At 75.9% G+C, this 13,720-nt stretch carries 16 protein-coding genes and 2 tRNA genes; 10 read left to right on the top strand and 8 right to left on the bottom strand.

Going from position 1 to position 13,720, the window contains the following annotated elements; all coding sequences use genetic code 11:
• The first annotated feature begins 53 nt into the window (after window positions 1–53).
• From WJX68_RS20850 to WJX68_RS20835, 4 genes are all read left to right on the top strand, one after another.
• On the top strand, window positions 54–797 hold the full coding sequence (locus WJX68_RS20850) for a DUF3566 domain-containing protein (protein WP_340293638.1): 744 nt from the start codon (window positions 54–56) through the stop codon (window positions 795–797).
• Between the two features lie 81 nt (window positions 798–878).
• Window positions 879–952 (top strand) — tRNA-Ile (locus WJX68_RS20845).
• A gap of 39 nt (window positions 953–991) precedes the next feature.
• The gene (locus WJX68_RS20840) at window positions 992–1,102 is read left to right on the top strand and encodes a DLW-39 family protein (protein WP_208820446.1); all 111 of its coding nucleotides are present in this window, start codon (window positions 992–994) and stop codon (window positions 1,100–1,102) included.
• A 37-nt stretch (window positions 1,103–1,139) separates the two neighbouring features.
• A tRNA-Ala gene (locus WJX68_RS20835) sits at window positions 1,140–1,215 on the top strand.
• A gap of 64 nt (window positions 1,216–1,279) precedes the next feature.
• On the opposite strand, the gene WJX68_RS20830 is transcribed toward WJX68_RS20835, so the two are convergent.
• The 4 genes from WJX68_RS20830 to WJX68_RS20815 form a co-directional block, all read right to left on the bottom strand.
• Window positions 1,280–2,203, bottom strand: coding sequence for a catalase family peroxidase (locus WJX68_RS20830; RefSeq protein WP_340293629.1), 924 nt, complete (start codon window positions 2,201–2,203; stop codon window positions 1,280–1,282).
• Window positions 2,200–2,541, bottom strand: coding sequence for a hypothetical protein (locus WJX68_RS20825; protein WP_340293627.1), 342 nt, complete (start codon window positions 2,539–2,541; stop codon window positions 2,200–2,202). Before WJX68_RS20825 ends, WJX68_RS20830 begins: the two co-directional genes overlap by 4 nt.
• Window positions 2,538–3,347 carry a hypothetical protein gene (locus WJX68_RS20820; RefSeq protein ID WP_340293625.1) on the bottom strand — a complete coding sequence of 270 codons (810 nt, stop codon included), beginning with the start codon at window positions 3,345–3,347 and terminating at the stop codon, window positions 2,538–2,540. The genes WJX68_RS20825 and WJX68_RS20820 overlap by 4 nt, the downstream gene beginning before the upstream one ends.
• 165 nt (window positions 3,348–3,512) lie before the next feature.
• A complete protein-coding gene (locus WJX68_RS20815) occupies window positions 3,513–3,938 on the bottom strand; it encodes an SRPBCC family protein (protein WP_340293623.1) in 426 nt (141 codons plus the stop codon).
• Window positions 3,939–4,058: 120 nt separating this feature from the next.
• Here WJX68_RS20815 and WJX68_RS20810 point away from each other — a divergent pair, with 120 nt between their 5' ends.
• From WJX68_RS20810 to WJX68_RS20800, 3 genes are all read left to right on the top strand, one after another.
• On the top strand, window positions 4,059–4,466 hold the full coding sequence (locus tag WJX68_RS20810) for a YciI family protein (RefSeq protein ID WP_340293741.1): 408 nt from the start codon (window positions 4,059–4,061) through the stop codon (window positions 4,464–4,466).
• Between the two features lie 5 nt (window positions 4,467–4,471).
• Window positions 4,472–5,617 carry an RNA polymerase sigma factor gene (locus tag WJX68_RS20805; protein WP_340293739.1) on the top strand — a complete coding sequence of 382 codons (1,146 nt, stop codon included), beginning with the start codon at window positions 4,472–4,474 and terminating at the stop codon, window positions 5,615–5,617.
• Between the two features lie 84 nt (window positions 5,618–5,701).
• Window positions 5,702–7,411 (top strand): ATP-binding SpoIIE family protein phosphatase, encoded by a 1,710-nt coding sequence (locus tag WJX68_RS20800; RefSeq protein ID WP_340293620.1) that lies wholly within the window; start codon window positions 5,702–5,704, stop codon window positions 7,409–7,411.
• Between the two features lie 7 nt (window positions 7,412–7,418).
• Here the strand turns inward: WJX68_RS20800 and WJX68_RS20795 are convergent, their stop codons facing one another.
• A complete protein-coding gene (locus WJX68_RS20795) occupies window positions 7,419–7,607 on the bottom strand; it encodes a hypothetical protein (RefSeq protein WP_340293617.1) in 189 nt (62 codons plus the stop codon).
• A gap of 19 nt (window positions 7,608–7,626) precedes the next feature.
• Window positions 7,627–8,574, bottom strand: a complete 948-nt coding sequence (locus tag WJX68_RS20790; protein ID WP_340293615.1) for a calcium/sodium antiporter — start codon at window positions 8,572–8,574, stop codon at window positions 7,627–7,629.
• Between the two features lie 110 nt (window positions 8,575–8,684).
• Here WJX68_RS20790 and WJX68_RS20785 point away from each other — a divergent pair, with 110 nt between their 5' ends.
• Window positions 8,685–10,127, top strand: coding sequence for a flavin-containing monooxygenase (locus tag WJX68_RS20785; RefSeq protein ID WP_340293613.1), 1,443 nt, complete (start codon window positions 8,685–8,687; stop codon window positions 10,125–10,127).
• Here WJX68_RS20785 and WJX68_RS20780 read toward each other — a convergent pair.
• Entirely contained in the window at window positions 10,103–10,567 is a 465-nt protein-coding gene (locus tag WJX68_RS20780; protein WP_340293610.1) for an STAS domain-containing protein, read from the bottom strand. The genes WJX68_RS20785 and WJX68_RS20780 overlap by 25 nt on opposite strands.
• A gap of 169 nt (window positions 10,568–10,736) precedes the next feature.
• Here WJX68_RS20780 and deoC point away from each other — a divergent pair, with 169 nt between their 5' ends.
• Both deoC and WJX68_RS20770 read left to right on the top strand, forming a co-directional pair.
• Window positions 10,737–11,459: a deoxyribose-phosphate aldolase gene (gene deoC / locus WJX68_RS20775; protein ID WP_340293608.1), complete on the top strand. Its 723-nt coding sequence runs from the start codon at window positions 10,737–10,739 to the stop codon at window positions 11,457–11,459.
• Between the two features lie 86 nt (window positions 11,460–11,545).
• Window positions 11,546–13,057: a hypothetical protein gene (locus tag WJX68_RS20770; protein ID WP_340293606.1), complete on the top strand. Its 1,512-nt coding sequence runs from the start codon at window positions 11,546–11,548 to the stop codon at window positions 13,055–13,057.
• Between the two features lie 13 nt (window positions 13,058–13,070).
• Here the strand turns inward: WJX68_RS20770 and WJX68_RS20765 are convergent, their stop codons facing one another.
• Complete coding sequence (locus WJX68_RS20765; protein ID WP_340293604.1) at window positions 13,071–13,682, bottom strand: TetR/AcrR family transcriptional regulator; 612 nt, start codon at window positions 13,680–13,682, stop codon at window positions 13,071–13,073.
• Window positions 13,683–13,720: the final 38 nt, after the last annotated feature.

Raw genomic sequence — 13,720 nt, 5'->3', positions numbered from 1 at the left:
GCCGGGCATCCGGGGCAGCACCGAGCGACGACCAGCGAGGAGAGCTCCGACCCGTGAGCACCGACGACCGCACCCCGTCGCAGGACGAGGCCGCCACCGTCGCCACCGACGCCGACACGACCCCGTCGACGGCGGAGGCCACGTCCGCCCCGGACACGCCCCCGCGCGGCGACGCCGAGCCCGCCGCCGACCCGGCCGGTGCCTCGCCGCCGCCGTGGCGGCGGGTCCCCGACAGCCACGACGACCGCGACGGCGGCTCGGTCGCGGACTCGCTGCTCAGCGAGGCCCCGACGGCGTTCATGACGGCCCCCGGGGCCGGTGCGGCCGCCGGCGGCGCGGCGGCGACCGCCGTGCGCGACCCGGAGCAGCGCGAGAACGGCCGGGAGAACGGCACCGGCCCGGCCGAGACGCCCCGCGCGTCGGTGCGCAACCGGCCGCCGCGCCAGGCGCTGCTGCAGCTCAAGCGGCTCGACCCGTGGTCGGTGCTCAAGATGGCGCTGGCCCTGGCCGTCGTGCTGTGGCTGGTGTGGATGGTCGCCGCCGGCGTGCTCTACGGCGTGCTCGGCGGCATGGGCGTGTGGGACCGGCTCAACGGCACCTACGCCGACCTCGTGACCTCCCAGCAGCAGACCGGGGGCTCGCTCATCAGCGCCGGCCGGGTGTTCGGGCTCGCCGCCGTCGTCGGCGCGGTGAACAGCCTGCTGTTCGCGGTCGCGATCACCATCGTCGCGTTCGTCTACAACGTCGCGGCCGACCTCGTCGGCGGCATCGAGGTCACGCTCTCCGAGCGGGACTGAGCACGGCCGCACGGGGCCGGACGGGCGGGGACCCCCTCGTAACCCGTTCGACCCCGTGCGGTAGTCTTCTCCCCGTTGCACGGGCCTATAGCTCAGTTGGTTAGAGCGCATCGCTGATAACGATGAGGTCGCTGGTTCAAATCCAGCTAGGCCCACATCTCCCCCTCCGAAAGTCCCTCGTGAGGAGACCTCCGATGAAGAAGCTGTTCGTGCTGGCCGTCGCCGCCGGTGCCGCGTACTTCGGGTGGTCCCGCTTCCGCGGCGTCGGGTCCGACGACCTGTGGCACGAGGCCACCACCCGCTGATCCGGCTCGACCCGGGTACGGTGTACCGGACCCACCCGGGGACATAGCTCAATTGGCAGAGCACCGCCTTTGCAAGGCGGGGGTTAGGGGTTCGATTCCCCTTGTCTCCACCACAGGCCGGCCGGCCCGCAGGCCGACCGGCACGGCCGCCGCGGTGACGTCGGTCCGGCCGCTCCCTCAGTGCTCGACCGGGCAGGTCCGCCGTCGTACCGACTCGCTGTAGACGAGCCGGCGGATGTGCAGGATCGGGTCGTCGGAGGGTTCGATGCCGTCGGTCAGCCGGGTCGGGTCGAAGACGAGGACGGAGCCGTCGGACTCCTGCTCGGTGTCGACCGCGGTGATCTCGATGCCGCCCAGGTCGGCCCACTCCCGGTCCTCCGGCCACGCCTTGCTGGCGTCGGTCGTCTGGTCCTCGGGCGCGGCCAGCTGGGCCAGCACCCGGTAGCGGAACGGCAGCTCCCCCACGACGCCCTCGTGCAGGTAGTGCGGCGCGGCGCCGGCCCGCTCCTCGACGGGCAGGCTCTGCTCGCCCCGCTCGGCCAGGTACCGGAAGCGCACGAAGCGGCCGTTGCCGTCCGCGTCGACCAGCCGGAACGCGTTGAGCGAGTTGAACGCCCAGGTCGCCCACGACCGCGGCGGCTGCCCGGACTGCTCGGCGACGAGCGCCCCCGCCGCGGCGACGTCGGGGTGGTCGGCCAGGAACGCCAGCGTCGCCGCCTCGCCCTCGCCCTGGGCGGCGATCAGGTCGCGGAAGGCCTCCGGTGTCCCGGCCGGGAACACCGGCCAGTCCTGGCAGACGAGGTCGGTCGTCGATCCGTCGGGCAGGGTGAACTTGACGGCCATGCCGCGCGGGTTGTTCTCGTCGGCGTCGACGATGGCCGGGTCCGGGAAGCCGTTGGAGAACCGCACGACCACCGGGACGGGGTCGCCCTGCATGTGCGCGGCGCGGGTGAGCTCCCGCGCCCGCGGCGACGCGGTGAAGGTGCCGCGCAGGACGATGCCGTCCTCGTGGGTGATCCGGCAGCCCGGGAGCGAGCCGAGCACCCGGGAGACCGTGTCGGCCAGAGAGAGAGCCAGGTCGGTGCTGGTGTCGGCGGTCATGCCGCCCTCCCGTCGGTGGTGGTGGCGGCCCGGGGGGCGGGCAGCCCCGCCGAACCGAGGAACAGGACGTACCAGAGCGTCCAGAGCACGAGCCAGTTCAGGAAGCCGAGCGCCTCGCCGTGCACGCCACCCGCGACGACGGGTTCGTGCAGGACGGTCCCCGCGAGGACGTAGGAGTACAGCAGGAACGTCAGGACGCCGAGCGCGAAGGTGATCACGAGCCGCGCGACGATCGTGACGCCCGGTCCGCGGGTGGTCGGGGCGTTGCCGAACACGTTGGCCCAGGCGACCATCCAGAACACCCAGCAGACGCCGAACTCGGCGGAGAACACCGTCACGCCGGCCCCGATCGCGCCGGCGTTGTCCGCCCGAGCAGCAGCAGCGCCGTGCCGAGGTTCAGGTAGTAGATGCCGGTGCCGATCACGATGTTGCCGACGAGGGAGACCGCGACGCGCAGTCCGGGGGACCGGATCGAGCTCCACGGCCGGTTGTCGAGCAGGACACCGGTGACGACGACCGCCACGATCACGCTGTACACCCAGCCGATCAGCGTGGCGATCGAGAAGACCGCCGTCGCCGGGTCACCCCACACCGCGAGGTTCGGCAGGACCAGCAGGGCGTAGAGCGCGACGGTCGGGATGGCCGGCAGCGCGAGCTCGCCCAGGCCGCGCAGGGGCTGCGGGAGGCCGGCCCAGGGCCACTGCTCCCAGTTCACCGCCGCGGTGACGTAGAAGAAGAACGCGAAGAGCACCACCAGGTTGCCCGCGGTGAACCCCGTCCCCTCCGGCCGGGACGCGGCGAAGGTCGGGTCGACCGACCCGTAGACACCGGCCAGCAGCAGGGTGATCCCGACGCCGATCACCACGCTCGTGGCGATCGCCGCCAGGCCGCGCAGGGGCTGCGGCAGCCCGGCCGGGCCGGTCCAGCCGAAGGTGAAGGCGAGCCAGACGGTCGAGATGATCGTCCAGAACAGCATCGCCGTGTACGGCTGCGGGTAGGCCCCGAACGGGCTCCAGGCCGGGTCGACGAGCAGCCACCAGCTGAGCGTCCCGAGGATCGCGACCACCGCGACGTTCGCGATGCCGAACGTCCACCAGGGCATCCCGTGCCGGACCGTGCGGGCTGGGGCGGTCGTGCTCGTCATGACACATCCACCGTTCGTCGCCGTTGACCCCGGAAATGCATTGCGCACAACTTTGTTGCGGGCAAGTGAAGCTCGCCGGGGCAGGCGGCGTCAATCGTCGGAACGGAGGGCGGGGACGGCCGGTGCGTCCGGTACGGGTGCGGCCGGACGGGTGAGAACGGCGGGTCAGCGGGCGGTGCCCACCCCGCGCACCAGCCCGGACAGCAGCACCGTGGCGAGGCCCTTGGCGAGCGCCGCCTCCCCGGCGGGCAGCCGCTTGTCGGCCTCGACCGCGTAGGTGATCTCGGTGCCCGAGCCCGACGGCCGCAGGGTCACCTCGCCGCGGTAGTTCTTCAGCGGCACCCCGGCGAGGGCCCGGTAGCCGAGCCGGCGGCCGGGCTCGAACGCCGTGATCTCCTCGACGATCGGTCCCGGCGACCCGATGCCGACCTTGCGCACCGCGCCCACGCCGTTCGGCTCCGGCGAGCCCGGCCGGGTCACCGCGACCTTGAGGCCCGGCGCCCAGGCCGACATCCCCTCGTGGTCGGCGAGGACGGCCCACACCGTCTCGGGCGGGGCGGACACGGTTCGGACGGACGTCGCACGGATCATGGGCGGAACCTACTGACGGGTAGAAGAAAAATCGAGCAACCGTGTCGAGAACGCGGCCACGGTTCCGTCCCCGGGGTGAGCGCGGCCAGGATGGGCCGCGACCGGCACGAGGAGTCCACGATGGCCAAGTACCTGCTTCTCAAGCACTACCGCGGCGCCCCGGCCCCGGTGAACGACGTCCCGATGGACCGGTGGGAGCCGCAGGAGGTGACCGCCCACATCCGGTTCATGCAGGACTTCGCCGACGACCTGAAGCAGAGCGGCGAGTTCGTCGACGCCCAGGCGCTCGCCCCCGAGGGCACCTTCGTCCGCTACGACGGCGAGGGCCGGCCGCCGGTCACCGACGGCCCGTTCGCCGAGACCAAGGACCTGGTCGCGGGCTGGATGATCATCGACGTCGACAGCTACGACCGCGCCGTCGAGCTGACCGGGCAGCTCTCGGCGGCGCCCGGCGCCGGCGGGAGGCCGATCCACGAGTGGATCGAGCTGCGCCCGTTCCTCGAGGCCCCGCCCACCGTCACGGAGTGACCCGGGTGGACGAGGCACGGCTGCGCAGCCTGGTGCCGGAGGTGCTGGGTGTCCTCGGCCGCCGCGGAGCGGACTTCGCGGCGGCCGAGGACGCGGTCCAGGACGCCCTCCTCGAGGCCCTGCGCACGTGGCCCGCCGACCCGCCGCGGGACCCGAAGGGCTGGCTGGTCGCGGTGGCCTGGCGCCGCTTCCTCGACGCCACCCGGGCCGACGGCGCCCGTCGCCGGCGCGAGGAACGGGTCGACGCCGAGCCCGCCCCGGGCCCGGCCGCCGGGCACGACGACGCCCTGGAGCTCTACTTCCTGTGCGCGCACCCGGCGCTGTCCCCGTCGTCGGCGGTGGCGCTGACCCTGCGTGCGGTCGGCGGGCTCACCACCCGCCAGATCGCCGCCGCCTACCTCGTCCCCGAGGCGACGATGGCGCAGCGGATCAGCCGTGCCAAGCGCACCGTGGCGGGGGAGCGGCTGAACCGCCACGGCGACGTCGCCACCGTGCTGCGGGTGCTGTACCTGGTGTTCAACGAGGGCTACTCCGGCGACGTCGACCTCGCGGCCGAGGCGATCCGGCTGACCCGGCGGCTCGCGGCCGCCGTCGACCACCCGGAGGTGGCGGGGCTGCTGGCGCTGATGCTGCTGCACCACGCGCGCCGGGCCGCCCGCACCGGCCCGGACGGCGAGCTGGTCCCGCTGGCGGAGCAGGACCGGGGCCGGTGGGACACCGGGCTCGTCGCCGAGGGGGTCGGGATCCTGCAGGCCGCGCTGGCCCGCGACCGGCTGGGTGAGTTCCAGGCCCAGGCCGCCGTCGCGGCCCTGCACGCCGACGCCCGCACGGCCGCGGAGACCGACTGGGTCCAGATCGTCGAGTGGTACGACGAGCTGGTCCGCCTCACCGGCAGCCCGGTCGTCCGGCTGAACCGGGCCGTCGCGGTCGGGGAGGCCGACGGCCCCCGGGCCGGCCTGGCGGCCCTGTCCGGGCTCGACCCGGACCTGCCGCGCTGGACGGCGGTGGCCGCCCACCTGCACGAACGCGACGGCGACCGGGACACCGCCGCGCGGCTGTACGCCGAGGCCGCGCACCGGGCGTCGAACCCGGCCGAGCGGGACCACCTGACCCGCCGGGCCGCGCGGCTCAACTCCGGCCGCGGCGACTGAGGCCGATCGTCACAATTGACGATCGGTTGTCGGCCGGACCACGCCGACAGGACGGCGACCGCCGCCGCTGCCAGGATCGCGGGAATGAGCCTGGTGTCCGACGAGGGTGCCGCGGCCGCGGCACCCTCGCCGCTGCGGTCGGTCGCCCGGCTGGAGGCCGTGCGGGCCACCCGCCTGCTCGACACCGGTCCGGAGGAGGCGTTCAACCGCCTGACCCGGCTCGTGTCGGTCGTGCTCGGCACCCCGACGGTCACGCTGACCGTCGTCGACGACGTCCGCACGTTCCTCAAGGGCACCCCGGACCCGGCGGCGATCGTCGGCCCGGACGGGGTGTTCCAGGCCCCGGTCGAGGACAGCGGCTGCCGGGTGGTCGTCGAGGCCGGCGGCGAGGTCTGCGCGCCGGACGTGGCGGCCGACCCCCGCCTGCGGGAGCTGTCGCTGATGACCGAGTTCGGGGCGGCGTCCTGGCTGGGCGTGCCGGTGCGCGACCCGGACGGGCAGGTCGTGGGCAACCTGTGCGCGATGGACGTCGTCGTGCGGGAGTGGACCGACCTGCACCGCGAGACGATCCGCACGCTCGCCGACGCCGTCGAGGGCGAGATCGCGCTGCGGCTCGCGCTGCGCGAGACCGAGCGCCAGGCGCTGGCCGCCGTGCGCAGCGCCGCCGAGGCCGAGACGCTCGCCCGGACCCTGCAGGAGTCGCTGCTCCCGGCGCAGCCGCCACGGCTGCCCGGCCTCGACATCGCGGCCCGGTTCCTGCCCGGGGGCTCCGGTGTCGAGGTGATGGGCGACTTCTACGACGCCGTGCCCGTCCCCGACGGCATCGCCGTCGTCGTCGGCGACGTGCAGGGCAAGGGTGCGGCCGCCGCGCGCACCACCGCGCTGGCCCGGTCCGCGACCCGCACCGCCGCGCACACCGAGCCCGACCCGACCGCGGTCCTGCGCACCGTCAACGACGTCCTGCACGTCTGGTTCGACGGCCGCGTCAGCTTCGTCACCGCGGCCCTGGCCGCGCTGCACCGCGGGCCCGGTGACACCTGGCGGGCGCACCTCGCCTCGGCCGGGCACCCGCCCGCGCTGGTCCGCCGGGCCGGCGGCGGGGTCGAGTTCCACGGCGGCGGCGGGCTCGTGCTCGGCATCGGCCGGACACCGCTCGTGGCCGGCGAGGTCGTCACGCTCGGCCCGGGCGACAGCCTCGTCCTCCACACCGACGGCATCACCGAGGCCCACGTGCGCGGCCGCTGGGAGCAGCTCGGCGAGGAGGGCGCGCGCCGCGTGCTCGCCGCGGTCGACGCGGCCGCGCCCGCCGACGTCGTCGCGCGGGCGCTGACCGACGCCGCGCTCGCCCACTGCGGCGGGCGGCTCAGCGACGACGCCGGCGTGGTCGTCGTGCGCGTCGAGGGCCCCGCCGGTGCGGGGGAGGACCAGGTCGTCACCGAGCACGTCCCGCACCCGGGCGTCGGCCGGGAGGCCCGGCGCGCGACGCGGACCGCCCTCACCGGGTGGGGTCTCGACGGGCCCGTCGTCGCGGACGCGGTGCTCGTCGTCGAGGAGCTCGTCGCCAACGTCGTGGACCACGCGCGCACGGCGTTCCGGCTGGTCCTGCGGCGCGGACCGGGCACCGTCCGGATCGAGGTCGACGACGACGGCGCAGGCCGCCCGCGGCTGCGCCCGGTCGACCCGCGTGCCGTGCGGGGCCGCGGCCTGCAGCTCGTCGACGCCGTCGCCCGGTCCTGGGGCTGCGACGCCCGCGGGTCCGGCAAGCGGGTCTGGGCCGAGCTCGCCGTCCCCTGAGCCCGCCTCAGCCCGCGGGCTCGGTCCAGGTCAGGTCGACCTCGAGCCCGCGGTGGCCGTCCGAGGCGGTGCCGGTCCCGGCGCGCCGGACGGTGGCCCGTCCGTCGCGCAGCGCCCGGGCCGCCTCCTCCAGGCGGTCCGCGAGATCGCGGGCCGCGGTCGTGTCGTCGGGCCAGGACCAGGTGGAACCCGTCATCGCCCCAGTGTGCACCCGCTCAGGTGCGGGTGAGGACCAGCCAGACGAGGTACGCGACGTAGGCGGCGACCATGACCGCACCCTCGGCCCGCGACAGCCGCGCCCCGGTCCGCATCGCCAGTGCGGTCCCCAGTGTCGCCACGACCAGCAGGACGAGGTCGGAGTCCACGACGTCGGGCGGCACCGCGATCGTCGCACCCGGCGCGGCGAGCACGGTCGCGCCGAGCACCAGCGCGATGTTCAGGACGCTGGACCCGACCAGGTTGCCGACGGCGATCCCGGACTCCCGCCGGGCCACCGCGACGAGCATGGTGACCAGCTCGGGCGCCGAGGTCCCGAGGGCGACGACGGTCAGCCCGATCACCGCGTCGTCGACACCGAGCAGCTGCGCGCCCTGCACGGCGCCGTCGACGAGCCACTCCGCGCCGAGCACGACGAGCCCCATCGACCCGGCCAGGACCAGCAGCTGCACCACCGTCCCGCCGCGCCCGGCGCCGGCGTCGGCCTCGGCGGTCACCTCCTCGCGCGGCGCGGTGCGCAGGACCAGCACGACGTAGCCGAGGGCCGCGACCAGCAGCACCGCCCCGCCGGCCGGCCCGATCGTGCCGTCGCGCGACAGCACGAACAGCAGCAGCGCCGCGGCGACCACCGCGGGCAGGTCGACGCGCAGCGTCCGCCGGTCGAACGGCACCGGGCGCAGCAGCGCGCCGAGGCCGAGCACGAGCAGCAGGTTCGCCAGGTTGGTCCCGACGATGTTGCCCGTCGCGATGCCGGGGCTGCCCGAGCGCGCGGCGTCGATGCCGATCGCGAGCTCCGGCAGGCTCGTCCCGACCGAGACGACCGTCAGCCCGATCACCACCGGCGACAGGCCGAGCCGGGTCGCGAGCCGGCTGCCCGAGCGGACCAGCAGCTCCGCACCCACGAGCAGCAGCACCAGGCCGCCCACCCCGAACAGGATCGCCGCCACCGTCACCCCTCCCCGTCCGGCTCCAGGCCCGCAGCCTCGCCGACGGCGCACCGCGTGTCGATCTGAGACGGATCCGCCCACGGCCCGCACCCGCCCAGGACGCTGGGCCGATGGACGGGGAGTACGACGCGGTCGTCGTCGGTGCCGGGATCACGGGCCTGTACGCGCTGCACCTGCTGCGCCGCCGCGGCCTGCGGGTGGTCTGCCTCGACGCCGCGCCGGAGCTCGGCGGGGTGTGGCACCACCAGCGCTTCCCCGGTGCCCGGATCGACACCGAGGGGTTCGCCTACCAGTACCTGTCCTCCCCGGACCTGTACCGCGACTGGGGCTGGAGCGAGCGGTTCCCGGCCGGCTACGAGGTGCTGCGCTGGCTGCGGTTCGTCGCCGACCGGCTCGACCTGCACCGCGACCTGCGACTGTCCACACCGGTCGTGTCCGCGCACCGCGACGGCGACCGCTGGCGCGTCACGACGGCGGGCGGCGCGCTGTCGGCCCGGTTCCTGCTGCGCTGCACCGGCGGGTTCTCCGCACCCCGGCTCGATCCGGTCCCCGGCCGCGCGGACTTCCGCGGACCGGTGCTCCACACCGGACGCTGGCCGGACCGCGCGCCGGAGCTGGACGGCCTGCGGGTGGGCGTCCTCGGCTGCGGGCCGAGCGCGGTGCAGCTGGTCCCCGCCCTGGCCGGGCGTGTCGGGCGGCTCACCGTGCTCGTCCGGACACCGCGGTTCGTGCTGCCCGCGGCCAACCCGGTGTTCGGCTGGCCCGAGCGGGCGGCCTACCGCGAGCGGCTCGCCGCGACCCGCCTGGCGGTGCGGTCCACGCCGTCGGGCACCACCCACCCGTCTGTCCACAGAGGACTCCACACCCTGGGGACGGCCTACGACGAGGACCCGCTGCAGCTGCACCCGTCCCGGCTGGCCGGGCTCGCGTCGGACCCGGCGCTGCGGGCCGCGGCCGCCGCGGTGGTGCGCGACCGGATGCGGGACCGCCTCGCCGACGACCGCCTCGCCGCGCTGCTGGTCCCCACCGGCGACGACTACGGCCTGCGCCCCGTCGCGACCGACCAGGGATGGCTCGAGGCGTTCCACCGCGACGACGTCGAGGTGCGCGGTGTCGCCGCCGACCCGGTCGTGCGGATCCGGCCCGAGGGGATCGAGCTCGCCGGCGGCGGCGTCCTGGAGCTGGACGCGATCGTGCTCGCCACCGGCTTCGACGAGGGACCCGCGACCGACGGCATCGACGTCCCCGGCCACGACGGACGCCCCGGCGTCCTGGGGCTCGCCCGGCCCGGTCTCCCCGGCCTCTTCGCGCCGCGGGCGCCGACCCGCGGGTACGGCAACGACGCGGCCTGCCTGCAGGGACAGGTCGAGTGGGTGGACGCGGCACTGGCCACGCTCGACGCCGACGGCCTCGCCACGATGGAGGCACGGGCCGGCGCCGCGGACCCGGCCGACGCCGCGCCGCCCCACGCCGTGCCCGGTGGGGTGGCGGGGGTGCTGCGCCGGTGCGCGGACGAGGCGGCCGCGGGCTACCCGTCGTTCGAGCGGCGCTGACCGTCCAGGCGCGTGCCCGGGTCGGGGACGCCGAACAGCATCGTCCGCGACGGCGTGGCGTCCCCGGGGATCCGGTCGACGATGTCGAACAGGTCCATCGCCCCGGTGACCTGCAGCGCCCGGCGCGCGGGACGGCTCCCCCCGCAGTGCACCCGCAGCCGCTTGCCCTCCGCGCCGATCATGTCGCGCGACTGCAGCAGCGAGTTCAGGCCCGCCGTCCCGAGGAAGTCGACCCGGGACAGGTCCAGGATCAGCTCCGAGCCGGCCTCGGACCAGATCCCCATCTCGACCCACAGGTCGGGGGAGGTCTCGTCGTCCACGGAGCCGATCGCGTGCAGCACCGTCGCCCCCGAGGGGTGGCGGGACTGCTCGAAGCGCAGCGTCGGCCCGGCGTCGGAAACCGCGGAGGCGTCCGGAACGGAGCGGTCGTCGTCCGCCATGGTCGTCCCCCTTCCGCCACCGGAACCTCCGACGACGCGCGACCAGCATCGCAGCGGCCGCGCCCGGCCGCATGCGCTGAAGCCGCCGGTCGCGGGCGCGTAGCCTCCGTCCCGGACACCGACCGACACGCGCGGGGGCCGATCCTCCCGCCGGAACCGAAGGACCACCGTGAGCGCACCGACCCTCACCGCCGCCGCGATCGCCGGGATGATCGACCACGCCATCCTGAAGCCGGAGCTGACCCGCGCCGACGTCGACGCCCAGCTCGACCTCGCCGCCCGCTACCGCATCTTCAGCGTCTGCGTGCGTCCCTCCGACGTCGCCCACGCCGTCGCCCGGCTCGACGGCACCGGCGTCGCGGTCGGGACCGTGATCGGGTTCCCGCACGGCACGACCAGCACCGCGGCCAAGGTGGCGGAGTCCCGGCAGGCGATCGAGGACGGCGCCGCGGAGCTGGACATGGTCCTGAACATCGGACGGCTGCGCAGCGGCCTGACCGACGACGTCGAGGCCGACGTCCGTGCGGTCGTCGAGGCCGCGGACGGGCGGGTCGTCAAGGTCATCCTGGAGACCGCCCTGCTCTCCGACGACGAGATCGTCGCCGGCTGCCGGGCCGCCGAGGCGGCCGGTGCGGCGTTCGTGAAGACCTCCACCGGGTTCGCCGGCGGGGGCGCGACGCCCGCGCACGTCGCGCTGATGCGGGCCACCGTCGGCCCGGACGTCCGGGTCAAGGCCTCCGGCGGTGTCCGCGACCTCGACACCGTGCTGGCCTTCCACGCCGCCGGGGTCACCCGGTTCGGCACCAGCGGCACCGCGACCATCCTCGACGACGCCGCGGCCCGCGACGCCGGCGGCGACGCGGCGGCGCGGGTCGACGACACCTCGTACTGAGCCGACACCTCCTACTGAGCGGTACACGGCGGCACCGCATCTGAGAGGCTGGGCGCGGCCACACCCGCGAGCCCCGGAGGAGACCGATGGCAGAGCAGCCCCTTCCGGGTCGCTGGACGCCCGCGGGCATCACCGGGACGCTGCTGGGCGCCGCGGTCGGGACGGTCGGCGCGGCCGTCCAGATCGGGCGACGGCTGCCGGGCTGGCTGGCCGAGGCCCCGCGCGCCGTCGACGCGGCGCCTGCGGTGGCGGCCGACCTCGCCGCGCTGCCCCGGCGCATCGCGGGGGTGGACGCGGCGCTGACCGGCCTCGCCCCGGTGCTCGACGACGTCCTGGGCCGGGTCGTGACCCTGTGGGACGACCCCGGCACCGTCGACCGGATCGACCGGCTGACCCGGGCGGTCGTCGAGCTGGCGGGCGCGGCCGGGCCCCTGCAGGAGCTGGCCGGTGCCCGGGAGGACCTGCACCACCTGGCCGGGCTGCGCGGGGACCTGCACGAGCTCGCCGGGGTCCGTGAGGACCTGCACGAGCTCGCGGCGGTGCGGGCGGACCTGCACGAGCTGGCCGCGGTGCGGGCGGACCTGCACGAGCTGGCCGCGGTGCGGGCGGATCTGCACGAGCTCGCCGGGATGCGGGCGGACCTGCGGGAGCTGGCGGCGGTGCGTGCGGACCTGCACGAGCTCGCGGCCGCGGTGGGACCGCTCGGCGAGCTGGCCGGGGCGGTCGCGTCGCTGCAGGCGCTGGCCGGCGCGGTGGAGCCGCTGCGCGAGCTCGGCACCGCCGTCGGCCCGCTGCGGGAGCTGGGTACGGCCGTGGAGCCGCTGCGCGAGCTGAGCGCCGCCGTCGGACCGCTGACCGAGCTGGCGGCCCTGTCCGGCGACCTGCACGAGCTGGCCGGGGCCGCGGCGCCGCTGCGCGAGCTCGCGCCCGCCGCGGCCGACCTGGCGGCACTCGCCGGTGCCGTCACCACGCTGCAGCGTCTCGCCGACGCCGTCGCCCCGCTGGAGGAGCTCGCCGCCACCCGCGCCGACCTCGGCCGGCTGGCCGGTGCCGTCGAGCCGCTGCGCGAGCTGGCCGCGGCGCGTGAGCACCTGGAGGGCCTCACCGGCGCCGTCCCGGCGGTGCACGAGCTCGCCTCCGCGCGGGCCGACCTGGCCCGGCTCGCCGAGGCCGTGGGCCCGCTGCACGAGCTGGCCCGCACCCCCGGCGACCTCGCGGTCCTGGCCGGTGCCGTGGAGCCGCTGCGGACGCTCGCGACCCTGCGCGAGGACCTCACCGCGCTCGCGGCGGCGGCCGGGGAGCAGGGGCCGATCCGGCGCATCGCCTCCGCGGTCGCCGACCCGGCGTCGGAGACCGACGGGTCCCCGCGGCTCGCCGCGCTCGATCTCAACCTCGCGCAGGCCGCGAGCCAGCTCACCGCCGTCGCGCCGGACCTGCGCTCCGTCGCCGCCCGGATCGACGCGCTGGACCGCCAGATCGGCGTGCTCGCCGACGCGCTCGCGCCGCTGCAGGGCACCACGGAGCGGATCGGCCGGATCGTCGACCGGCTGCCGGACCGGACCCGCCGGCTGGTGACCCGGCCCGCGACCGAGACCTGACGGCGCGCCCCGGTCAGCCGCGCAGCAGCGCGAGACCCGGCCAGAGCAGCGCCATCAGGGTCCCCGCGAGGACGTCCGGGTCGGGCTCGTCCGCGTCGCGGGCCCAGTCGGCGAGTCCCTCGGCCGCGCCCGCCAGTGCCGCGGCCAGCGGTGCCGTGACCGTCGTGGGGTCGACCCCGTCCGGGACGGCCAGCTCGGCCGCGAGCAGCTGAGCGACCCGGTCGACGATCCGGGTGCGGGCCGCCTGCACCTCGTCGGCGAGCGCGCCGGTGCGGGCCTGCCGGTAGAGCACCGACCAGCCGTCGCGGTGGGTGGTGACGCTGGTGAAGAACGCGTGCAGCCCGCGTCGCAGCCGCACCTCGGCGTCGGCGGGTGCACCGGCGGCGGCGCCGGACACCGAGCTCAGCAGCCGGTCGGCCTCGCGCCGGATGCACCGGCGCAGCAGCTCCTCCTTCGAGCCGCCGCCGTGGGTGTAGACCATCGGCTTCGACAGCCCGGCCTCCTCGGCGACGGCGTCCATCGACGTGTCGTGGAAGCCCGACCGGGAGAACACCCGCACGGCCGCGTCGAGCACCTGCTTCTCGCGCTGCTCGGGCGGGAGCCGGCGACGGGGTTCGGGTGCCATCTCGACAGCTTAGCTACTGCTGCGTAAAGTACGCCCCG

Source organism: Pseudonocardia spirodelae (assembly GCF_037727765.1).
GTDB classification, from domain to species: domain Bacteria; phylum Actinomycetota; class Actinomycetes; order Mycobacteriales; family Pseudonocardiaceae; genus Pseudonocardia; species Pseudonocardia spirodelae.
The sequence above is the reverse complement of the archived record's forward strand: the minus strand, read 5'-3'. Positions and strand labels throughout refer to the sequence as shown.

Excerpts from the sequence above, each read along its gene's own strand:
- WJX68_RS20765 (WP_340293604.1), bottom strand. The coding sequence starts at position 13,682 with ATGGCACCCGAACCCCGTCGCCGGCTCCCGCCCGAGCAGCGCGAGAAG.
- WJX68_RS20785 (WP_340293613.1), top strand. The coding sequence starts at position 8,685 with ATGGACGGGGAGTACGACGCGGTCGTCGTCGGTGCCGGGATCACGGGC.
- WJX68_RS20795 (WP_340293617.1), bottom strand. The coding sequence starts at position 7,607 with ATGACGGGTTCCACCTGGTCCTGGCCCGACGACACGACCGCGGCCCGC.
- WJX68_RS20800 (WP_340293620.1), top strand. The coding sequence starts at position 5,702 with ATGAGCCTGGTGTCCGACGAGGGTGCCGCGGCCGCGGCACCCTCGCCG.
- WJX68_RS20830 (WP_340293629.1), bottom strand. The coding sequence starts at position 2,203 with ATGACCGCCGACACCAGCACCGACCTGGCTCTCTCTCTGGCCGACACG.
- WJX68_RS20815 (WP_340293623.1), bottom strand. The coding sequence starts at position 3,938 with ATGATCCGTGCGACGTCCGTCCGAACCGTGTCCGCCCCGCCCGAGACG.
- WJX68_RS20820 (WP_340293625.1), bottom strand. The coding sequence starts at position 3,347 with ATGACGAGCACGACCGCCCCAGCCCGCACGGTCCGGCACGGGATGCCC.
- WJX68_RS20810 (WP_340293741.1), top strand. The coding sequence starts at position 4,059 with ATGGCCAAGTACCTGCTTCTCAAGCACTACCGCGGCGCCCCGGCCCCG.
- WJX68_RS20770 (WP_340293606.1), top strand. The coding sequence starts at position 11,546 with ATGGCAGAGCAGCCCCTTCCGGGTCGCTGGACGCCCGCGGGCATCACC.
- WJX68_RS20780 (WP_340293610.1), bottom strand. The coding sequence starts at position 10,567 with ATGGCGGACGACGACCGCTCCGTTCCGGACGCCTCCGCGGTTTCCGAC.
- WJX68_RS20840 (WP_208820446.1), top strand. The coding sequence starts at position 992 with ATGAAGAAGCTGTTCGTGCTGGCCGTCGCCGCCGGTGCCGCGTACTTC.